Raw genomic sequence first — 19,749 nt, 5'->3', positions numbered from 1 at the left:
CGGCGCCGCTAGCACCGGGGCAAGGTGAATCTTGGGGTGGTTCGCGCCACCCGGGCCGTCACGGGTCCAGCCTTCGGTGCCCAGAGCCCTAGCATCGACTGGTTGCCTCCGCTCGACCGGCTCTGCCTGCCCAGCCACGGCGGAACCGACGTGTTCGACAAGAGGACCGATAGATGCAGGGACGCCTTGCGTCGTGGCTGGTGCGACTCAGTCCGCCGCCGCTCGCCATGGGGATCGCGGTCGCCGCCGGGTTCATCGTCGTGCAGACCCTGCTGGTGTACCCGCTGCGCAACGTCGCCACGGTCGAGGCCCTGGCCCTTGTCTACCTGCCCGGTGTGCTTGTCGTCTCCATAGTGTGGGGCTTGTGGCTGGGCGTGGGCACGGCGATGGTCAGCGCGCTCGCCTTCGACTACTTCTTCACCGCGCCGCTCGGGCGCTTGGAGACCGAGGACTGGCGGGACTGGCTGGGGCTTTCGGTGTACCTCATGGTCGCCGGGGTCGCCGCCTCGGTGGCGCAGCTGGCCCGTGCGCGGGCGCTCGAGACGATCGAACGGCGACGGGAGACCGACGCGGTCGCCGAACTGACCCGGCTCATCCTCGGCGCCGAGGATGTGCGAGCGGTACTTCCGGAGACCTCCGCCCGGATCGCGAATGCCATGCGGCTGCCGTATGCGGCGATCGAGCTCGACCCGGTCCCGCCGCACGAGGACCAGGTCCATCTGCCGCTGCAGCCGGGCGCACTCGTCGTGCCCGCGGATCTGCCGGACCGTGTCATGGGGCGCCTGCGGGACGGAGTGGTGCCCGGGCTGGCGACGGTGTTGCGGGCCGGCAGGTCGCTGCAGGCCAACCGGACCGAGCTGCGGGCACTCCTCGCGCAACAGGCGGCGCTGCGCCGGGTGGCGGAGCTCGTGGCCCACGGCGTCGCCCCCGCCGAACTCGCCGCCGCGGTCGCCGCCGAGGCGGCCGAGCTGTTCGACCCGGACGCCGCCCGGGTGTTGCGCCGGGAGGACGGCAGCACGATGAGCGTCGTCGCCGAGTGCTGCAAGAAGCCAGGAGCCGAGCCGATGCTGGGCATGCGGCTCGACTCCTCCGGCGGCGTCACGGAGATGGTGGTGCGCGACGCCCGTCCGGCCCGCATGGATTCGTACGAGGGCAGCAGCGACCAGCTCGCCAGCGTCGCCCGCGCCGTCGGTTTCCGCGCCTCCGTCGGCGCGCCGATCATCGTCGACGGCCAGGTCTGGGGTGCCCTCGTCGCCTACTGGGGCAGCACCGGCCCGCCGCCACCCGGCACCGAGCACGAGCTCGCCCGGTTCACCGACCTCGTCGCGACCGCGATCGCCAACACCGAGAGCCGTGCGGAGCTCACCGCGTCACGGGCCCGGCTCGTCTTCGCCGCGGACGACGCCCGCCGCGGCATCGAACGCGAACTTCACGACCGCGTGCAGCAGCGGCTCGTCTCGCTCGGGCTCGAGCTGCGCGTCGCCGAGGCACTGGTCCCCGAGGATCTCGGCGAGCTGCGGTCCCGGCTGTCGGGCACCGCCGAGGGGCTGTCCGGCGCCTTCGACGAGCTCCAGCGGATCGTCCGCGGCATACATCCGTCGCTGCTGGCCCAGGGCGGGCTCGTCCCCGCGATCAAGGCGCTCGCCCGCCGCTGCCCGGTGCCGGTGACGGTCCACGGCGGGCCGAACCGTCGCCTGCCCGGCTACGTCGAGGTCGCCGCCTACCACGTGATCGCGGAGGCGCTCGCCAACTCGGCCGAGCACGCGGACGCCTCGGTGATCGAGGTGGACCTCGACATGATCGCCAACGGGTCGGCAGCGGACGGATCGGCGCAGGGCGAGTTGCTCAGCGTGACCGTGCACGACGACAGCGCCGACGGTGCGGACACCCGCCAGGACCTGGCCGACGTGCGCGACCGCGTCGAGGCACTCGGCGGCACGCTGTCCCTGACCAGCCCGGCCGGCCACGGCACGTCCCTGAACGTGAAGCTGCCCGTGGGCGGCCAAGCCCGGCGGGATACGGAGGCCGACCGGCCGGTCGATGGAACGTGACCATGCTCGACCAGTTCGTCGGCGACCCGTCGCGGGGGTGGCCGTCAGCCGGTGTCGCGCAGGCCGGCGAGGCGGCACATGGCGGCGAAGCCGTCGTCGGTGCCGGGCCAGTGCGCGCGTACGGCGCCGAGGCCGGCCCGGCGGACCGTGGAGCGCAGCACGGCGGTGACGATGATGGCGTCGTCGGCATAGCCGAGGACGGGGATGAAGTCGGGGATCAGGTCGATCGGGACGGCCAGGTAGACCAGCAGGAGCCCCAGCCGGACCCGCACGCCGCGGGGGAGCGCCGGGTCGGCGGCGAGCCGGCGCAGCAGCCGGAGCAGGTCGGGCAGCAGCCGCAGTGCCTCGCGGAGCTGGGCCTTGCCGGGTTTGGCGATGAGCAGCGCGGCGATGAGCGCGAGCCAGATGGCGGCCAGGGCGATCGCGAGGCCGATGAGGGTCTGCAGCCACCACGGCATGCCGGCGACTCCTTCGGGTGCTGGTTCAGGACTCGGGCGGGGTGCTGGGGCCGGTTCCGGTCTCGGCGGCCACGGCGGCGCAGCGGTCGCTCGCGGCTTCCGCCGGGGCGCGGCCGGGGCGCGGCCGGGGCGCGGCCGGGGCGCGGCCGGGGCGCCGAAGTTGCCGCCGGAGACCCGCTGCGCGAGGGTTGGAGATGAGCCCGGACGCCGGCGGGGTGGTCGCAGTGGAGTTGGTCGTCTTCTTGATCGTCCTGGTGGCGGTGGCGATCCTGTCGTCAGGTAGCGCATGGATCGCCAGGCGCCGCAGCCGGGAGCCGATCGAATTGTCGTCCTCCTCGCCGCAGGGTGAGCGGGCCGAGGCCGTGCTCACCGCGTGTCTGCTCGCCGGGCGTCTGTCGGCCGAACGGTACCGGCGGGACATGGCCATCCTTGCCGCGCAGGAGGCGCACCGCCAGCCACCGCTCACCCCGCCCGGCCCCTGACCGGCATCTTGGTATGTCCGGCACCGCGCCGTACCGATAGCATCGGGCTTCATCGCGTCCGGTCCGGTGGTCTTCGGCGAGCCCCGTACCGGCTGCAACCGTCACTTGTCTGGAGCCAGGATGCCGTCCCGTTCGCCGAACCGTTCCCGGCCGCTGCCCGCGCGCGCCGGATCCCGCAGCAGGCCCCGCACCGCCAGGCCGTGGCTGATCGTCGTGATCGCGGCCGGCGCGCTCGCCGTCGGCGGGCTGATCGGCGGCCTCATCGGCGCGGCCGTCGCGGACCCGCGCACCGACATCCAGCGCCGGATCGACCAGATGCAGGTCGCCGAGGTGCAGCGCGACGCCGCGCAGGTGCTCACGCTCACCGACCAGGCCCGCCGGGTGCTGGACCTGCTCGGCCCCGTCGTGGAGCAGCTGGCGACGGCGCTGCCGCCCGGCGGCACCGCGGGGCCGGTCGCGGACCAGGGCAAGGTGGACGGGTGGAAGGCGGTCACGCGCAAGGGCGCCGAGGAGTTCGCGAACCCGCCGTCGGCCGGGACGGCGGTCAACATCGCCCGCGGCAGCCTCGCCGCGGGTGCCCGCCAGCTCGACCTGGCCGTCGACACCTACGCCGCCGCGGTCAAGGCGGCCGAGCCGGACCGGCCGGCGCTGCTGACGCTGGCCGGCCGCCAGCGTGACACGGCGGTGGCCACCTGGTCGGTCGGCGCCACCCAGCTCGACCTGCTCAACGTCGACACCGGCCGCGGCCACCAGCACGTGTTCCTGCCCTCGGCGCCGGGCCAGCAGGCCATGACCTCCGACGGGTCGGAGGAGGGCAACTGAGCGGTGGGCCTGCCGCTGCGCCGGCGATGGTCTCCTGGACCCGGACGACGCCGTCGCGGCGTGCGTGCGCCGAGAGGTGCGCGACGAGCAGGCAGGTGACCGGGTCGCCGACCTTGCTGGCTTCCCGCCCTTCGACGACATCTGCAGCGCCCACTCACCGTCCGGCGAGAAGGTGGCGGCGGACCTTGCCGCTGGGGTCGGCGCGAAGCTGGCCGGCACGTGCGGCGAAGGTGTCCGGGTCGAGGGTGGCGAGGGCGCGCCACGCCTCGCCGCGGATTCGCACGTTCGGATGGCCGAGGAAGGCGACGAGCCGGGTGGCATCCTCGCGGGTGCCCATGTCGGCCAGGCCGGCGAGCGCACCGATGATGGCGTCTCGGGTCGCGTCGGCGCCGGCGAGCGTCGTGCGGTAGAGCGCGGCGGAGCCGGTGTGGCCGAGGGCGCGCAGGCCGGTGCGGGCCAGGTAGCGCACCCGTGCGTCCGGGTCGAGCAGGGCGCGGCGGAGGTGCGGTTCGCCGCCGGGGTGGTGGGTGCGGGCCCGTAGCGCCTTCCACCGGATACGGGGGTTGGGGTCGGATTCGAGCAGCGGCAGCAGCCGGCGCTGGACGGCCGGGTCGAGGCTGCGTGCGGTGGCCACCCCGGTGGCCCAGAGCCGCAGGGCCGGGTCGCCGGTGGCGACGGCCTGCTCGACGGCCGCGGCCGGCTCGATGGTGGCGAGCATGCGCAGGCAGCTCGCGGCGACCGCGGGGTCATCGCCGCGGGCGCCGGCCCACAGGGCGGCTCGGCCGGCCGGGTCACCGTCGATGAGCAGCTCGCCGATGGCGCGCACGATCGGGCCGGCGCGGCGGCGCGCGCCGAGGCCCTCGATCAGCGGGAGGAGCCGCACGAGCAGGTCGCCGTGGCCAACCGTGAGCCGGGCGTGCACCGCGGCGGCGGCCTGCTGACGGACGGGGTCGACCGGGTCGTTGAGGCGCAGCAGCAGGAACGGCAGGGTGAACAGCTCGCCGCTGGTGGCCAGCCACCGGACACCGGCCTCACGCAGGTACCCGGACCGGTCGAAGGTCATCAGCGCCGCGACCGCGTCGGAGTGCCGGCCGTAGTCCTCGGTCAGCGTGCCGGCGTCGGCTCCGAGCAACGGCGCGAGCGAGCGGCGACGGCCGCGGTACGCGCCCTCCAGGACGACGACGGCGCGCGGGGTGGCCACGCGCAGCAGGCCGCCGAGGCTTCCGGCTGCCCGCGCGGGGTCCTGGTCCCAGCAGCGCAGGACCTCCTCGACGCTGACGATCAGGCGCTCGGCGTTCCAGCGCTGCGCCCATTCGTCGTGTTTCCACCGCATCGTGCTACCCGTCCCGCAGCCGGATGACGATGCGGCTGCCCTGCTTGCGCAGGATAGCCAGGGACACCAAAGCGCCGCCGCGGCCCGGCGATCCGGTTGCGGTTCGGCTGCAGTACCGCGGCCGGCCGTAGCTGTCCGCGCGCCGCGCTCAGGTGGCCCCGCCCGTGGCCGACTGAGCTGCCATGGCGCAACGGTCCTCAGCCGGCGGACTCCTCCGCGACCCGGTGCTGCTCGGCATGGCCGGGCTGGCCCTGGCCGTGCCGGTGTGGTTCCTGGCCGGGCCGGGCGGCGCCGCTTCCTCCTGGGCGATACAGGCCGCGCTCGACGTGTCGATCGTGGTGTTCGCCCGCCGGCTGGAGGCGCACGGCGGCGTGGAACGGCACAACCGCCGGTTCTGGCGGGCGATGGCGGCCGCCGGACTGGTGTGCGCGATCGGCGACGGGACGCAGACCGCGCTCGTGGTGGCCGACCCCGCCGCCGCGGTGAGCATCGTGCAGTCGTTGTGCGTCGTGTGCGCGATGACCGTGATGGCCGTGGTGATGCTGCGCCATCCGCTCGGCCGCGGCGGCCGGCAGCGGGTGCGGCTCTGGCTCGACGCGGGCACCGTGCTCGCCGGTGTCGCCGTGTTCCTGTGGTACTTCTCGATCGGCGCCGAACTGGACAATCCGCGCCTGGCGGACCGCTTGGCGGGGTCCGCGGGCGCGGTGGTCATGCTCGTCATCGTGCTGGGCGTGCTGAAGCTCATGCTCAGCGGTACCGCTCCCTTCACCCGGCTGGCGGGGGTCGCCGGCTGCGTCGGGGTCGGCGGCACGGCGGTCGGCACCTCGGTCAGCTTCATGCTCACGGGCGTCGCCGACCCGCGGATCGAGGCGATCGCGTCGCTGCTGCCGTGCATCCTCACCGTGGCGAGCCTGCGCGTGCAGGAGGTCCAGCAGCGCGGCCCGGCCGAGCGCGGCGGGGCCGAGCGGCGCCGGTTCAGCGTCATGCCGTACGTCGCCGTCGTCGCCACCGAGCTGCTGGGGGTCGTCGCCCAGCGGGGCACCGGCGCGGACGCGCGCATGTGGGGCGTGGCGATCGGCATCCTGGTGATCACCGCCGTGGTGCTCACCCGCCAGCTGGTCGCCTTCCACGACAATGACCGGCTGCTCACCGACCTCGACCGCAGCATGCTCGAGCTGCAGCGGCTGCACGACGAGCTGCGCCACCAGGCGACCCACGACGCGCTGACCGGCCTGGCCAACCGCGTGCTGCTGGCCGAGCGTCTGGCCGCGATGGACACCGCCGCCGAGCTGAGCGTCCTCGTGCTCGACCTCGACGGCTTCAAGCAGGTCAACGACGTCCGCGGCCATCACGCCGGCGACGAGCTGCTCGTCCAGGTGGCCCGCCGGCTGGACGCGGCCATCGGGCCGGACGACCTGGTCGCCCGCCTCGGCGGCGACGAGTTCGCGATGCTCCTGCCGGGGCTCGGCGCCGACGCGGCGCACCGCCGGGCGGCCTCGGTCGCCGCCGCCCTCACCCGGCCGTACGACCTGGCCGGCGCGGTGGTGCGGGTCGGCGCCAGCGTCGGTGTCGCCACCGGTACCCCGGCCGACGCGGACGCGCTGCTGCGCCGCGCCGACGCCGAGATGTACCGCCGCAAGCGACGACCGGGCCGGCTCGGACAACGGGCGGCGGAAGAGGTTGGTGCTTGACGGACGTCGATCTGTTAGTAGTCGTAACTATCTGACTGGTTGGACGGCCCCACCTTGGAGGGCATCATGCGCCTGTCCGTCCCGGTAGCCCTGCTGGTCGCGGCCGGCGCCGGCCTGGTGGCGCTGGTCGCCGCCCCGCCGGCCTCGGCGGTCCTGGGCGTCGAGGATCCACTGTGGACCGAGACCCAACGTCGACTACCTGGAGGTTTCCTGACCCTTGGATCCGCTGTGGTGCAGGTCGCGATGATGACGCCGGTGCGCTCCGCCATGTAACGCGTAATATCTTGGGACAGATGTCCCGCAATACTCGTCTGGTGGAGGCAGGTGCTCGCGATGCGCGCGGTCGGGTTCAGTCGCTTCGGGGGACCGGAGGTGCTCGGCGTGGTCGACTTGCCGATACCGCGGCCGAGCGCGGAACAGGCGGTGATCCGGGTGGTCGCGGCCACCGTGAATCCCACGGACACGTTGTTCCGGGCCGGTGCGCAAGCCGACCGCATGGTCGGCCTGCCTCCGCCGTTCGTGCCCGGAATGGAGTTCTCCGGCGTGGTGTACGCGGTGGGGGAGAGCGCCGCGGACGAGCCGGCCCTGCGGCCCGGCGACCGGGTCATGGGGATCGTCAACCCGCGCCGGCCGGGCGGCGGTGCCCAGGCGGAGTACGTGGCGGTCCCCGTCGCCTCGCTCGCACCCATCCCGCCGGCCCTTGCCGCGGCGCCGGCCGCCACGCTGCCGATGAACGGGCTCACCGCCCGGATGGCCGTCGAGGCGCTCGACCTCGGCCCGGGCGCCACCGTCCTGGTCACCGGCGGCGCCGGGGCCGTGGGGGGCTACGCCATCCAGTTGGCCCGCCGCGGTGGCCTGATGGTGTACGCCGACGCCAAGGACGAGGATCGCGAGCTCCTTCGGTCGCTCGGGGCGAGCGGGATCGTGGCGCGCGGTGCCGGCATGGTCCGGGAACTGCGGGCGGCGCTGCCGCGCGGTGTCGACGGTGTCGTGGACGCGGCGCGGCTCGGGGTAGAAGTGCGCCCGGCCGTCCGGGACGGAGGCACGATCGTCTCCCTGCGCAACACCGATGTCTTCGCCGGCGATCGGACCGTCAGGCACCGGTATGTGTCGGTGACCGAGCAGATCGAGCACACCGCGGCGCTGGCCGAATTGGCCGGGCTGGCCGCTGCCGGGGAGCTCACGCCCCGGGTTGCCGCCTGCCTTCGTCCGGAGGAGGCCGGCGCGGCCCATGCGCTCGTCGAGCGGGGCGGGCTGCGCGGCCGGGTCGTGCTGTGCTTCGGGCCGGACGGTGCCGGGCGGTAGCGGCCCGGCACCGTCCATGCCGGACGGTCAGCCGCCGTCCGGCGGGAGGTAGCCGACCACGCCGCTCTGCCCGCCGTCGACGACGAGGGTCTGCCCGGTGATCCAGCACGATTCCGGGCCGGCCAGGAACAGCGTCGCCGTGGCGATGTCCCAGCCGGTGCCCTCCATGCGCAGCGGCAGGCCGTCGCGGCGCTGGCTGCGGTGGGCCGCGATCGCATCGTCGCTGTAGCCCTTGAGTCGCAGGTTGCGTACCGCCATCGGCGTCCACATCTGGCCGGGGCACACGCCGTTGACCCGGATCCCCGCCGCGCCGAGCTGGATCGACATGGAGGAGACGAGGGTGTTGATCGCGCCCTTGGACGCCTCGTAGGCCAGGTTGCCGAAGCTGCGGAGCGATCCCAGCGAACTGATGTGCACGATGGCCGAACCGCGGCGCATGTGCCCGGCCGCGGCCCGCGACATCCGGACGGCTCCCATCAGGTTCACGTCCAGGGTCTGCAGGAACCCCTCGTCGTCGTCGGCCAGCGCCGCGCCGGGGCCGATGATGGCGGCATTGTTGACGAGGACGTCGATCGCGCCGAACCGTTCGACCGCCGCGGCGATCACCGCCTCGCAGTCCGCCCGGCGGCGCACGTCGCCGATGGCCGCGTACGCGGTGAGTGCAGGGTCGAGTCCCGTGATGGCGTCGGCGGTGTGCCGGGCCGCCTGCTCGTCGAGGTCGACGACGACGACCCGGGCGCCGGCGGCGGCCAGTACCGCGCTGATCGCCTGGCCCACGCCGACGACCTCGCTCGGGTGTGAACCGGCGCCGGTGACCACGGCCACGGTGCCCTGAAGGCGGCCGCGTACCCGTTCGATCAGGCCCGGCCGCCGGCGCAGCAATGGCTCGAGTGGCGTCACAGGTACAACTCCATCAACTCGTTCTCGGTGAGGGTGCGGGCCGACTGGCCCAGCGGCCGCAGTTCGCCGAGGGACATCGCGTAGGCGTTGGCCGAGATGGCCAATGCGGCGGGGGCGTTCTGCTCGATGAGCAGCACACCCTGGCCCGCCTCGGAGATGCGGCGGATGGCCCGGAACACCTCCTCGACGACCAGCGGAGCCAGTCCGAGGCTTGGTTCGTCGAGGATGAGGATCCGTGGCCGGCGCATCAGTGCCCGGGCGATCGCCACCATCTGCTGCTGGCCGCCGGAGATCTGGTTGCCGTGCCGGGCCGGGAACTCGCGCATGGCCGGGAAGATGTCGAAGACCATGTCGAGGCTGGCCGCCTGCTGCGATTTGCTGCCGGTGGCGGCCATCTGCAGGTTCTCCAGCACCGTGAGCGAGGAGAACACCCGGCGGTCCTCGGGCACCAGGGAGATCCCGTTGCGGGCCCGGCTCCACGCGGGCGTGCGGCTCAGTTCGACGTCGTCGAGGCGCACGCTGGTGGCCGTGGCCCCCACCAGGCCGGCGATGCCACTCACCAGCGACGACTTCCCCGAGCCGTTGCGGCCGATGATCGAGGTGATCTCGCCTGGTTTCGCGGTCAGCGATGCGCCACGCACGGCTTGGATGCCGCCGTACACGACTGAGAGTTCCTCAACGACGAGCACGGGCGTCCTCCTCAAGGTCTTCGCTCCCGGACGTGCCGGTGTATGCGTCGATGACGACCTTGTCGCGGCGCACGGTGTCCGGCGGGCCGGCCGCGATGAGCCGGCCGAGGTGCTGGACGCTGACGTGCTCGCAGATCGAGAAGACCCAGTTGACGTTGTGGTCGATGACCAGCACGCCGATGCCGAGAGCGGAGATGGCCCGCAGCACCGCGCCGAGGTCGTCGGCCTCGGGCGCGGTCATGCCGGCCGCCGGCTCGTCGAGCAGCACGAAGGTTGGCTCGGCGGCCAGCGCGCGGGCGATCTCGACCCGGCGTTGGTCGGCGTACGACAGTTCGTCGGCGCGGCGGTGCACCGAGCCCTGGTAGCCCACGGTGCGCAGCGCGACGGTGGTCGCGGCCTCGTCCGGCAGCCGGCGCCGTTGGTGGCGGTCGCGGGCGGAGATGGCGCCCATCATGACGTTCTGCCGGACGGTCATCTCCGGGAACAGCCGGCACGCCTGGAACGTGCGGGTCACCCCGGCCCTGGCGAGGCGGTACGAGGGGAGCCGGGCGATGTCGCGGCCGCCGAGCTTCAGGTCGCCCGCGTCGAGGGCGCTGACCCCGGCGAGGAGGTTGATGACCGAGGTCTTGCCCGCGCCGTTCGGCCCGATGAGGCCGACGACCTGCCCGGGGCGGATGTGGAGGGACACGTCCTGGACGGCCCGGACGCTGCCGTACGCCCGGGCTATCGACACGGCCGACAGGTCGCCGGTGCGGCGGGCCAGCAGCGACGGTCCCTCCCCGGGCTCGCCGGCGGTGCCGTCGCCGCGGCGCAGCAATGCCCTGGCGGCGCCGGCGACCGACTCGGCGGTCAGCGGGATGACGCCGGCCAGCCCGCGCGGGAAGAACAGGAGGATGAGGACGGTGAGCAGCCCCACGACGGTACCCGCGACGAGCGCGTAGCTGGACAGCAGCAGTGGCAGGCCGACGACGACCAGCGAGCCGAGGACCGGTCCCAGTGGTGAGCGGTAGCCGCCCACCACGACCGCGCACAGCAGGGACACGACGAGGCCGAAGCCGAATCCGGTCGGTTCGATGGCGAACTGGTTGCCGGCGAGCGCGGCGCCGGCGACCCCGCCGATGGCGCCGCTGAATGCGCTGGCGATGACTCCGCCGCGGGCGACGTTGACGCCGGTGGAAGCGGCGGCGACCTCGTCCATGCGCATGGCGGCCTGCTGGCGGCCGGGCCGGGAGACCTCGTAGACCGTCACGGCGACCAGCACGGCCGCGGTCAGGCCGACCAGGACCGGCAGGGTGGCCCAGACCGGGATGTTGGTGATGCCGAGGGCCCCGCCGGTGACCGGTGTCCACACCATGGCGATCTGCTGGACGACGAGGACCACGGACAGCGTGGCGATGGCGACGTAGGCGCCGCGAAGCCGGCCGACGAGCATGCCGAGCAGCGCGCCGGTGACGGCGGTGAGCAGCGCCGCGCCGAGCACCGCCACGACGACCGGGAGGTGCCAGGTCATGATGGCGTAGGTCGAGCTGTAGGCGCCGATGGCGATGAAGGCCGCGGGTGCGGTGGAGAAGAAGCCCGCGCGCTGCACGACGTACTGGCTGTAGCCGCCCAGCGCGGTGATCAGGGCAGAGATGAGGAACGCGGGACTGATGAGGATGCCAAAGTCGATCATGTGCGGGACACTCCGCCGCCGAGGACCCGCGCGCCCATGATGCCCGACGGGCGGATGAGCAGCGTGAGCAGGAGGATTCCGAAGAGCATCATCGTGACGACGGGCACGGAGAAGTGGTTGGCCGCGAAGACCCGGACGAACGCCACGATGAAGGACGCGATGATGGTGCCGGTCAGGCTGCCGATGCCGCCGACGGTGACGATGATGAAGCCGAACAGCAGCAGCGGTTCGCCCATCGCGGGGCTGACGTTGTTGTACAGCAGGCCGGTGGCCATGCCGGTGAGGCCCGCCAGCGCGCCGGAGATGAAGAACACGCCGGCGCTGGTGACGTTGGGCCGCACACCGAGAGCCGCGGCCATGTACCGGTCCTCGGCGACGGCGCGCACCCGCACCCCGGCCGCGGAGCGGTTGATGTAGAGGTTGATGCCCACCGACACGACGATCGCCGCGAGGACGATCGTCACGTCGAGGACGGACACGTGCAGCGAACCGACGCGCAGCGTGCCGGAGACCGTGCCGGCGTTCTCGAAGACATAGCCGACCCCGGTGACCACGTTGTACAGCACTCCGGTCGCGATGCCGACGACGGCGAGCGTTGCCACGACCGGCGTGAGTTCCTCGCCGGAGCCGTGCAGGGACGACGTCCGGCGGAGGATGGGCTGGATGACCAGCGCGTCCATGAGCAGGTTGAGCAGCCCGGCCGCGACGGCCGCGAACACCGCGGCGAGCGCGAGCGGCCAGCCGAAGTGGTTCGCGGCGAGAATGCCCATGAACGCGCCGACGGTGAGCACCGCCCCGTGGGCCATGTTCATGATGCGGAAGGCGCCATAGACGAGGGTGAAACCGGACGAGAAGACGACGTACACCGACCCCAGTACGACGGCGTTGGCGATCAGGCTAAACGACATGCTGACCTCAGCGGTTGATGGCGTGTTGGGACGTTGTGGGTTACTCGTACGGCGTGAACTTGCCGGCCGAGTCCAGCCGCAGCAGCGCCGCGTTGATCTGCGTCCGGCGGTCGGCGCCCATGCTCAGCTTGCCGTCGCTGACGACGACCTCGACGTCCTTGGCGGTCGCCAGCGCGGAGGTCAGTTTGTCGCGGGTGACCTTCTCCGACGCAGGGATCGACTTGATCGCCGCGGCCAGGGTGAGGACCGTGCTGAACGCCTGGGCGGCGTAGACGTCCGCCGGCGTGTTGGCCTCCTTCTGGTACGCCGATCGGAACGCGTCGTTGAGGTCGGTCCGCAGGTTCGGGTTGTAGTCGGTGGTGATGACGGATCCGACGGCCGACTGGCCGGCGTTCTTGAAGACGACGTCGTTGGCGAACATCGGCCCGCCGAGCCACTGCGGGTGGTAGCCGGTGCGTTCGGCCTGGATGATGGCCGCGGCGACACCGCCGGAGTTGGTGGCGATGAAGACGCCGTCGCAGTTGGCGTCGCGCATCTTGGCCACGGCGCTGGTGTAGTCCTGGTCGGTCGCGGGGATCGTGAACTCCACGACGGCCGCGCCCGCCTTCGCCAGGGCGTTTATGGCGCTCTTGCCGGCGACCAGGTTGGCGTTGTTGTCCGGGCTGTAGATCACGCCGACCTTCGTGAGGTGCTGCTTCGGCACCACCGCCTGGATGACCTGTTCGGCGAGGACGTCGTTGGTCGCGGCCATCTGGAAGACCCGGTCACCGGCGTCGGTGATGCCCGGCGCGGGTGAGCCCGGGACGACGAGCGGGATTTTGGACGACTGCGCCAGCGGTCCGAGGGCGAGGGCCTGCGGGCTGGTGCTGGGACCGACAAGGCCGACGTACTTCGAGTCGGCGGCCATCGAGCGGGCCAGTGCCACGGCCGTCGGCGCGGTCTCGCCGGCGTCCTTGGCCTCGACCTTGACGGAGCGGTCCGCCGATCCGAGATACCTGGCCGGGTCGGCGTTGACCATGTTCACCGCGACCGTGTACGCCTTGCTCGCCGAGACGCCCACGTAGGCGTTGACGCCGCTGGTCGTGACCAGGCCGCCGAAGGTGATCTCCTGTTTGCCCCCGTCGGCGCCGTCGCCCGCGCCGCCGCACCCGGCGAGAGCGGCGACCAGCACACCGACCACGCAGACGCGTAACCGTCTCGACACCATGCGCGAACTCCTAGCGTTAAGTGGGACGTCTGTCCTGCATTTGGTGAAAGACTGCGACTGTTACGCGAGTGTGTCAAGACTGTTCCGGCCGATCCGCCGCACCGTGTACCCGGCACGCTGCCCGCAATCCGGCGCAGGAGTGCCGGATTTGCCCCGTCGGCTCGGCGGTCGAGCGTTGACATTCAGAGCGCAATGTTGAAAAACTCGGGACACCTGTCCCACTAGAGAGCTTCAGGAGATGTCGTGGCGCAGCGAGAACACAGGGGGGTCCTCTCAGGGCTGAAGGTCGTGGAGTTCGCCCACGTGCTGTCGGCCCCCATGGCGGGAACGCTGCTGGCGGACCTGGGGGCCGATGTCATCCACGTCGAGAGCCCCAACGCCGGCGACTCCAGCCGGGAGATCGGACCCGAAAAGGACGGTGTGTTCCTGTGGTGGAAGGTGATGGCCCGCAACAAACGCGCCATCACGCTCGACCTGCGCAGGCCTGACGGCCAGCAGGTCGCGCGGGAACTGGTGGACTGGGCGGACGTGGTCATCACGAACATGCGCGTTCGCACGCTGGAGCGGTGGGGGCTGGACTGGCCGACCCTGCACGCGCGCAAGCCGAGGCTGGTCTACCTCTCGGTGACCGGCGACGGCCTGGGCACCAGCGATGAGAACGCCCCCGGCTTCGGCAAGGTCGGCGAGGCGCGCAGCGGCGTCGTGAGCGTCACCGGCTTCCCGGACGGACCGCCGGTGCACACCGGCTTCTCCCACGCCGACACGGTGACCGGGCTGATGGGTGCCTTCGGCATCGCCGCAGCGTGTTTCAAACTCAAGGACCCCGGATTCGAGGGCGAACTCATCGACATCGCCCTGTTCGAAGCACTCTTCAGGCTCGTCGACTGGCAGGTCATCGTCCACGACCAGCTCGGGGTCGTGCCGCGCCGCGCGGGCAACCAGCTGGCCGTAGCGCCCGGGCTCGTCGTCAACACCTACCCGACGCGGGACGGGCGATGGATCACCGTCACCTCCGGCACGCCGAAGTCGGTCGTGAACGTCATCCGGCTGCTCGGCCTCGACGTCGAGGAGTACATGGGTCCCCGCGCGCGGCCCGACGCACGGGAGGACCTGGACGCCCACCTGCGCGCCTGGCTGGCCCAGCGGGACACCGGCGAGGCACTGGAGGCGATGCGCCAGGCCGAGGTCGTCGCCGAGAAGGTCTTCGACATGGCGGACATCATCGACTCCAAGCTCTACAAGGAACGGGACGACATCATCACCATCGAGGATCCCGAGCTCGGCCCGGTCCGCATGGCCGGTGTGGTGCCCAAGCTGCACGTCAACCCGGGACACGTGTGGCGCACCGGCCCGGGCCACGGCCAGGACAACGACGAGGTCTTCGCCGAGGTGCTCGGCATGGGCCAGGACCGGATCGCGACGCTGAGGAGCAACGGTGTCATCTGAGCAGTCAACCGCCCTGTCACCGTCGTCCGAACCGGCCGTGCCGGCGCTGGACTTCCGCCGCGTGCGCAGCGTGATGGAGACGCCGATCCTGGACGAACGCAAGTGGTCGAAGCTGCCGGCGATTCCGGCCGACGCGTTCATCATCGACCTCGAGGACAGCGTGGTCCCCGCGGCCAAGGAGGCCGCGCGGCAGCGTGCGATGCGTTACCTCGCCGACCCGGATTTCTTCGGTGACCGGCTGGTACTCGCGCGGCCCAACAACCTTGCCACGGACTGGGGCCGGGACGACATCATCGCCCTGGCCGAGGCGAATGTGCGCCTCATGCTCTACCCCAAGGCCCGCAGCGCCGACGAGCTGCTCGAGGTCCGGGAACTGCTCGCCGCGCACGGCGCGCATCCACTCCTCTTTCCCATCGTCGAGACCGCCGGCGCGATCCTCGACCTGCGGGCCGTCGCCCGGGTGCCCGGGCTCGGCGGCCTGTTCACCGGTATCGGCGACCTCAGCGTCGACGCCGGCGTCGGCTTCCGCGACGCCGGGGGCGGCATCAGCCACGTGCTCGACCACGCCCGGGAACAGGTCGTCCTGGCGGCGGCCGCGGCCGGGGTCTCGTCCACCGACACCGTGTACGCCACGGACATCAAGGACCCGGAAGCGGTTCGGGTCGCCATCGCGGACGGGCGCGGCAAGGGGTTCACGTCGCTGGTGACGTTCTACCCGCCGCACGTCCCGCTCATCAATGAGCTGCTGACGCCCTCGGAACGGGAGCTCGCCGCAGCACGGGAGCTCGTGGGCGCCTACGAGGAGGCCCAGGCCGCCGGTCGGCCGGCGTTGATCATGCCGGACGGGCGGACCGTCCTGCTGCTGGACTACGCGCGGGCTCAGAGGCTGCTCGCCCGCGCAGAGGCCGGCGTGCCTACGGCGGGGGACGTCCGATGAGGCTTGCCCGCGTCGGCCTGCGCGACGGCTCCGTCGAACTGGCCACGGTGGAGGAGGCCGGCGTGCGCGTGGTGGGCGGCGGCGCCGGGATCGCCCGGCTCACCGAGGTGCTGCTGGACCCGCGGTCGGCCCGTCCGGGCGAGCTACTGCCGCTGGCCGACGTCACCCTGCTCGCACCGATCGGACGCCCGCCGTCGGTCCGCGACTTCATGGTGTTCGAGGAGCATGTGGCCAACGCCAGGCAGCGGACCGGTCGTGATGTGCCGCCGGCGTGGTACACCGCCCCCGCGTTCTACTTCACGAACCCGGCCGCGGTGGTCGGCCCGGACGACGAGGTGGCGGTACCCCGGGGCTGCCGGGCGCTGGACCTCGAGCTGGAGGTGGCCTGCATCGTCGGCCGGGAGGTCGCTGACCTCGACCCGGACGACCCGGCGTGCCTCGACGCCATCGCCGGCTTCGTGCTCATGAACGACTGGTCCGCGCGCGACCTGCAGGTCAGGGAGATGCCGGTCGGGCTGGGACCGGTCAAGGGCAAGGACTTCGCGACGTCGCTCGGCCCTTGGGTGGTCACGAAGGACGAGCTCACCGAGGTGGCACCGGGCCGGTGGTCCTGCGACGTCGAGGCGGCGGTCAACGGCCGCCGGATCGGCGGGGCGGACATCGCCACCGCCGCGTTCGGCTGGACCGAGATCGTGGCCCGGGCCTCAGAAAATACCCGGCTCGTGCCCGGCGACGTGCTGGGCTCCGGGACCGTCGGCACCGGTTGCGTGCTCGAGCTTCGCGAGCTCGGGCACCGCGACGACAACCCGTGGCTGCGTGCGGGCGACGTCGTCGAGCTGCACGGCGGCCCGCTGGGCACGCTGCGCAACCGCGTCGTCGCCAATCGGCGTACGACCGAGTGACTGGACAAGGTGGCTGCAAATGGACTTCACGCTCAGCGAGGAGCTGAGCGCGTGGCGGGACTCGCTGCGTCGCTTCGTCGACCGCGAGATCGCACCTGTCGCGCGTGAATATGAGCAGTCGGGCCACTACCCGACGCAGATCGTGGAACGGATGAAGGAGCTCGGCCTCTTCGGCGTGACCGTCCCGGAGCAGTACGGCGGCCTGGACACCGGCGCCGTGGGACTCGCGGTCATGTTCGAGGAGATCTCCCGTGGGTGGATGAGCGTGGCGGGTACCCTCGGCAGCCACACCCTGGCCTGTTTCATGATCGCCAAGCACGGGACGGACGAACAGAAGGCCCGCCTGCTGCCCGATCTCGCCACCGGCGCGCGGCGCACCGCACTCGCCCTGACCGAGCCCGGTGCCGGCAGCGACCTGCAGGGCATCACGACGCGGGCCGTGCGCGACGGTGACAGCTACGTCATCAACGGCACGAAGATGTGGATCACCAACGCGCGGTACGCCGATCCGCTGCCCGTCCTGGCGCGTACCGGCGAACAGCGGCGCGGCAGCAAGGAACTGAGCATCCTGCTCGTCGACGCCGGCACGCCGGGGCTGAGCGTGTCCCGGGACCTGGGCAAGCTCGGGTACCGCGGGATCGACACGTGCGAGGTGGTCCTGGACAACGTCCGCGTGCCGGCCGCAAACCTGCTGTCGGGGGAGGAGGGCAACGGCCTCGGTCAGGTGCTCTCCGCGCTGGAGATCGGCCGGATCAACGTCGCGGCGCGCAGCCTGGGCATCGCCCAGGCCGCCTTCGACAAGGCGATCGCCTACGCCCAGGAGCGCGAGGCGTTCGAGCGGCCGATCGCGCAGTTCCAGGCCATACAGCTGAAGCTGGCCCGCATGGCGACCAACATCCAGGCGGCCCGCCTCCTCACCTGGTGGGGCGCCGCGGCGATCGACCAAGGTGCGCGCAGCGACGTGGAGGCGGGCATGGCCAAGCTCTTCGCCTCCGAGGTCGCCATCGAGGCCGCACTGGAGTCGATGCGTATCCACGGCGCTGCCGGCTACTCGACCGAGTACGAGGTGGAACGGCTGTACCGCGACGCACCCCTGATGGTCATCGGCGAGGGTACCAATGACATTCCGTCCATGGTCATAGCCCGTGGCCTGCTGAAACGGTCCCGGTGACGACCGCGGCCGCCGTCCCGGGACGATGAGGTGAGAATCCGATGACGTACACGACGCCGGAGCAATGGCGTCACATCAAGGTCGCCCGCTCGGGCGGCGTCACCGAGCTGACGCTGCACACCGACGACGGTCCGCTGGTGTGGAACGGCCGCGCCCACCAGGAGGTGGCCGATCTGTGGGCGTGGCTGGCCGCCGACGAGGCGACCAGGGTGGTGATCCTGACCGGGACCGGCGACGCCTTCTGCGACCAGATCACGTCCCCGAGTTCGGAGCGCGAGTGGCACGACATCTGGCTCGAGGGCCGCCGGATGATCGCCGATCTGGTGAACATCGACGTGCCACTCATCAGTGTCGTGAATGGCCCGGCGACGATCCACACCGAGCTGGCGTTGCTCGCGAACATCGTCCTGGCGGTGCCGGGTGCCCTGTTCGCCGACCACGCACACGTCACCCGGGGCGTGGTCCCCGGGGACGGCGTGCAGGTGGTGTGGCGGAACCTGGTCGGCCCCAGCCGGGCGAGCTATCACCTGCTGACCGGCATCCCGATCGCCGCCGAGGAGGCGCTGCGGCTGGGCATGGTGCACGAGATCCACGAACCGGGCGAGGTCATGGCCCGTGCGCACGCGTTGGCCGAGCCGTTGGCGGCGCTGCCGCGGGAGATGCTGGCGTACACCTGCGCCGCGCTGCGGATCGAGGATCGTCGCCATCTTCCGGAGGCCGTGGCGCACGGGCTGGGATTCACCGGCCTAGCGGTGCACATCGGCAGGTAGGCGCGCCGGCTGCAGCCGTTGACTCCACAAGTATGGCCACATAATCTGGGACGGTAGTCCCACATTGTCGCGTGGGCCACCCCGACACCCGATCCGGTGGTCCGCCGCACCAACCGACCACGTCTGGCGATGCGCCCCGTCCGGAACCGCCGTGTCATCAAGTGCCGGCCCCGGCCGGCCGCGCGTCCCGCGGCTGAAGGTCACACCCCTATGACACCGGAGTGGTCTGTATGAACACCGATCTGGCCGGGAAGTCCCTCATCGTCACCGGTGGTGCGCAGGGCATCGGCGCTGCCATCGCCAAGACCGTCGCCGAACGCGGTGCGCACGTCGTGATCGCCGACCTCAAGGAGGAACAGGGCCAGGAGGTCGCGAAGCTCATCGGCGGGACGTTCGTCCGGGCGGACGTGTCCCAGCGAGCCGACGTCGAGGCCGTCGTCGCCCGGGCGGTCGATGCCCACGGTGGGCTGGACGGCATCGTGAACAACGCCGGCATCACCAGGTTCGTCGACTTCTTCGAGATCGAGGACGAGCACTGGGACCGCATCCACGAGGTGAACGTCCGCAGCATGTTTCTCTTCACCCGGGCCGGCGCCCGGCACATGCGCGAGCACGGCGGCGGCGCCATCGTCAACATCTCCTCCATGGCGGCCAAGGGCTACCGCCACACGTCTTCGGCCGCGTACGCCACGACGAAGGGCGGCGTCCTCGGTCTGACCCGGTCGTCCGCGATGCAGCTGGCCCGGTACAACATCCGGGTCAACGCAATCTGCCCGGGCATCGTCATCACCCCGCTCAACGCCCAATGGCTGGCCGACAACCCCGGCTACATCGAGGAGATCCCGCTCGGCAGGCCGTGCCGGCCGGAGCACATCGCCGCGGTCGCGGCCTTCCTACTCTCCGATCAGGCCTCCGTGATCACCGGGCAGTCGTGGAACGTCGACGGCGGCCTGGTGATCGACTGACCCGCCGCCAGGCGGCACCTGAAGACACCCCGAAGCGCCA

The 19,749-nt window shown here is 71.9% G+C and carries 19 protein-coding genes; 12 read left to right on the top strand and 7 right to left on the bottom strand.

Going from position 1 to position 19,749, the window contains the following annotated elements; translation table 11 throughout:
- Nucleotides 1-173: 173 nt before the first annotated feature.
- A complete protein-coding gene (locus ABD352_RS11380) occupies nt 174-2,051 on the top strand; it encodes a sensor histidine kinase (protein ID WP_344612251.1) in 1,878 nt (625 codons plus the stop codon).
- A gap of 44 nt (nt 2,052-2,095) precedes the next feature.
- Here the strand turns inward: ABD352_RS11380 and ABD352_RS11375 are convergent, their stop codons facing one another.
- Nucleotides 2,096-2,509: a YkvA family protein gene (locus ABD352_RS11375; RefSeq protein WP_344612250.1), complete on the bottom strand. Its 414-nt coding sequence runs from the start codon at nt 2,507-2,509 to the stop codon at nt 2,096-2,098.
- A 194-nt stretch (nt 2,510-2,703) separates the two neighbouring features.
- Here ABD352_RS11375 and ABD352_RS11370 point away from each other — a divergent pair, with 194 nt between their 5' ends.
- Nucleotides 2,704-2,991, top strand: a complete 288-nt coding sequence (locus tag ABD352_RS11370) for a hypothetical protein (protein WP_344612249.1) — start codon at nt 2,704-2,706, stop codon at nt 2,989-2,991.
- A gap of 120 nt (nt 2,992-3,111) precedes the next feature.
- Nucleotides 3,112-3,813 (top strand): hypothetical protein, encoded by a 702-nt coding sequence (locus tag ABD352_RS11365; RefSeq protein ID WP_344612248.1) that lies wholly within the window; start codon nt 3,112-3,114, stop codon nt 3,811-3,813.
- Nucleotides 3,814-3,967: 154 nt separating this feature from the next.
- Here ABD352_RS11365 and ABD352_RS11360 read toward each other — a convergent pair whose 3' ends face one another.
- Nucleotides 3,968-5,146, bottom strand: coding sequence for a hypothetical protein (locus ABD352_RS11360; protein WP_344612247.1), 1,179 nt, complete (start codon nt 5,144-5,146; stop codon nt 3,968-3,970).
- Nucleotides 5,147-5,328: 182 nt separating this feature from the next.
- Here ABD352_RS11360 and ABD352_RS11355 point away from each other — a divergent pair, with 182 nt between their 5' ends.
- The 3 genes from ABD352_RS11355 to ABD352_RS11345 all read left to right on the top strand — a co-directional run bounded on the left by ABD352_RS11355 (nt 5,329) and on the right by ABD352_RS11345 (nt 8,142).
- Nucleotides 5,329-6,837: a diguanylate cyclase domain-containing protein gene (locus ABD352_RS11355; RefSeq protein ID WP_344612246.1), complete on the top strand. Its 1,509-nt coding sequence runs from the start codon at nt 5,329-5,331 to the stop codon at nt 6,835-6,837.
- 66 nt (nt 6,838-6,903) lie between these two features.
- Complete coding sequence (locus tag ABD352_RS11350) at nt 6,904-7,110, top strand: hypothetical protein (protein WP_344612245.1); 207 nt, start codon at nt 6,904-6,906, stop codon at nt 7,108-7,110.
- Between the two features lie 60 nt (nt 7,111-7,170).
- Entirely contained in the window at nt 7,171-8,142 is a 972-nt protein-coding gene (locus ABD352_RS11345; protein WP_344612244.1) for an alcohol dehydrogenase catalytic domain-containing protein, read from the top strand.
- Nucleotides 8,143-8,169: 27 nt separating this feature from the next.
- Here the strand turns inward: ABD352_RS11345 and ABD352_RS11340 are convergent, their stop codons facing one another.
- Genes ABD352_RS11340 through ABD352_RS11320 form a run of 5 tightly spaced genes read right to left on the bottom strand, consistent with a single transcriptional unit; the run spans nt 8,170 to nt 13,518 of the window.
- Complete coding sequence (locus ABD352_RS11340; protein ID WP_344612243.1) at nt 8,170-9,042, bottom strand: SDR family NAD(P)-dependent oxidoreductase; 873 nt, start codon at nt 9,040-9,042, stop codon at nt 8,170-8,172.
- Entirely contained in the window at nt 9,039-9,731 is a 693-nt protein-coding gene (locus tag ABD352_RS11335) for an ABC transporter ATP-binding protein (RefSeq protein WP_344612242.1), read from the bottom strand. Before ABD352_RS11335 ends, ABD352_RS11340 begins: the two co-directional genes overlap by 4 nt.
- The gene (locus tag ABD352_RS11330; RefSeq protein WP_344612241.1) at nt 9,718-11,403 is read right to left on the bottom strand and encodes a branched-chain amino acid ABC transporter ATP-binding protein/permease; all 1,686 of its coding nucleotides are present in this window, start codon (nt 11,401-11,403) and stop codon (nt 9,718-9,720) included. Before ABD352_RS11330 ends, ABD352_RS11335 begins: the two co-directional genes overlap by 14 nt.
- Complete coding sequence (locus ABD352_RS11325; RefSeq protein WP_344612240.1) at nt 11,400-12,311, bottom strand: branched-chain amino acid ABC transporter permease; 912 nt, start codon at nt 12,309-12,311, stop codon at nt 11,400-11,402. The genes ABD352_RS11330 and ABD352_RS11325 overlap by 4 nt, the downstream gene beginning before the upstream one ends.
- Nucleotides 12,312-12,351: 40 nt before the next feature.
- Complete coding sequence (locus ABD352_RS11320) at nt 12,352-13,518, bottom strand: ABC transporter substrate-binding protein (RefSeq protein ID WP_344612239.1); 1,167 nt, start codon at nt 13,516-13,518, stop codon at nt 12,352-12,354.
- Between the two features lie 243 nt (nt 13,519-13,761).
- Between ABD352_RS11320 and ABD352_RS11315 the strand changes: the two genes are divergently transcribed.
- The 6 genes from ABD352_RS11315 (at nt 13,762) to ABD352_RS11290 (ending at nt 19,709) form a co-directional block, all read left to right on the top strand.
- Nucleotides 13,762-14,964, top strand: coding sequence for a CaiB/BaiF CoA transferase family protein (locus tag ABD352_RS11315; protein ID WP_344612238.1), 1,203 nt, complete (start codon nt 13,762-13,764; stop codon nt 14,962-14,964).
- Nucleotides 14,954-15,901, top strand: coding sequence for an HpcH/HpaI aldolase/citrate lyase family protein (locus ABD352_RS11310; protein WP_344612237.1), 948 nt, complete (start codon nt 14,954-14,956; stop codon nt 15,899-15,901). Before ABD352_RS11315 ends, ABD352_RS11310 begins: the two co-directional genes overlap by 11 nt.
- Nucleotides 15,898-16,803 (top strand): fumarylacetoacetate hydrolase family protein, encoded by a 906-nt coding sequence (locus ABD352_RS11305; RefSeq protein ID WP_344612236.1) that lies wholly within the window; start codon nt 15,898-15,900, stop codon nt 16,801-16,803. Before ABD352_RS11310 ends, ABD352_RS11305 begins: the two co-directional genes overlap by 4 nt.
- A gap of 19 nt (nt 16,804-16,822) precedes the next feature.
- Nucleotides 16,823-17,974: an acyl-CoA dehydrogenase family protein gene (locus ABD352_RS11300; RefSeq protein WP_344612235.1), complete on the top strand. Its 1,152-nt coding sequence runs from the start codon at nt 16,823-16,825 to the stop codon at nt 17,972-17,974.
- Nucleotides 17,975-18,015: 41 nt separating this feature from the next.
- Nucleotides 18,016-18,744, top strand: coding sequence for an enoyl-CoA hydratase/isomerase family protein (locus tag ABD352_RS11295; protein ID WP_344612234.1), 729 nt, complete (start codon nt 18,016-18,018; stop codon nt 18,742-18,744).
- Between the two features lie 230 nt (nt 18,745-18,974).
- Entirely contained in the window at nt 18,975-19,709 is a 735-nt protein-coding gene (locus tag ABD352_RS11290; RefSeq protein ID WP_344612233.1) for an SDR family NAD(P)-dependent oxidoreductase, read from the top strand.
- The last annotated feature ends 40 nt before the right edge of the window (nt 19,710-19,749 follow it).

This window comes from Dactylosporangium salmoneum, assembly GCF_039532525.1.
Taxonomy (GTDB): domain Bacteria; phylum Actinomycetota; class Actinomycetes; order Mycobacteriales; family Micromonosporaceae; genus Dactylosporangium; species Dactylosporangium salmoneum.
Note: the sequence above shows the minus strand (reverse complement) of the source record. Positions and strands in the feature narration are given on the sequence as shown.

Excerpts from the sequence above, each read along its gene's own strand:
- ABD352_RS11380 (WP_344612251.1), top strand. The coding sequence starts at position 174 with ATGCAGGGACGCCTTGCGTCGTGGCTGGTGCGACTCAGTCCGCCGCCG.
- ABD352_RS11375 (WP_344612250.1), bottom strand. The coding sequence starts at position 2,509 with ATGCCGTGGTGGCTGCAGACCCTCATCGGCCTCGCGATCGCCCTGGCC.
- ABD352_RS11370 (WP_344612249.1), top strand. The coding sequence starts at position 2,704 with ATGAGCCCGGACGCCGGCGGGGTGGTCGCAGTGGAGTTGGTCGTCTTC.
- ABD352_RS11365 (WP_344612248.1), top strand. The coding sequence starts at position 3,112 with ATGCCGTCCCGTTCGCCGAACCGTTCCCGGCCGCTGCCCGCGCGCGCC.
- ABD352_RS11360 (WP_344612247.1), bottom strand. The coding sequence starts at position 5,146 with ATGCGGTGGAAACACGACGAATGGGCGCAGCGCTGGAACGCCGAGCGC.
- ABD352_RS11355 (WP_344612246.1), top strand. The coding sequence starts at position 5,329 with ATGGCGCAACGGTCCTCAGCCGGCGGACTCCTCCGCGACCCGGTGCTG.
- ABD352_RS11350 (WP_344612245.1), top strand. The coding sequence starts at position 6,904 with ATGCGCCTGTCCGTCCCGGTAGCCCTGCTGGTCGCGGCCGGCGCCGGC.
- ABD352_RS11345 (WP_344612244.1), top strand. The coding sequence starts at position 7,171 with ATGCGCGCGGTCGGGTTCAGTCGCTTCGGGGGACCGGAGGTGCTCGGC.
- ABD352_RS11330 (WP_344612241.1), bottom strand. The coding sequence starts at position 11,403 with ATGATCGACTTTGGCATCCTCATCAGTCCCGCGTTCCTCATCTCTGCC.
- ABD352_RS11325 (WP_344612240.1), bottom strand. The coding sequence starts at position 12,311 with ATGTCGTTTAGCCTGATCGCCAACGCCGTCGTACTGGGGTCGGTGTAC.
- ABD352_RS11320 (WP_344612239.1), bottom strand. The coding sequence starts at position 13,518 with ATGGTGTCGAGACGGTTACGCGTCTGCGTGGTCGGTGTGCTGGTCGCC.
- ABD352_RS11305 (WP_344612236.1), top strand. The coding sequence starts at position 15,898 with ATGAGGCTTGCCCGCGTCGGCCTGCGCGACGGCTCCGTCGAACTGGCC.
- ABD352_RS11300 (WP_344612235.1), top strand. The coding sequence starts at position 16,823 with ATGGACTTCACGCTCAGCGAGGAGCTGAGCGCGTGGCGGGACTCGCTG.
- ABD352_RS11295 (WP_344612234.1), top strand. The coding sequence starts at position 18,016 with ATGACGTACACGACGCCGGAGCAATGGCGTCACATCAAGGTCGCCCGC.
- ABD352_RS11290 (WP_344612233.1), top strand. The coding sequence starts at position 18,975 with ATGAACACCGATCTGGCCGGGAAGTCCCTCATCGTCACCGGTGGTGCG.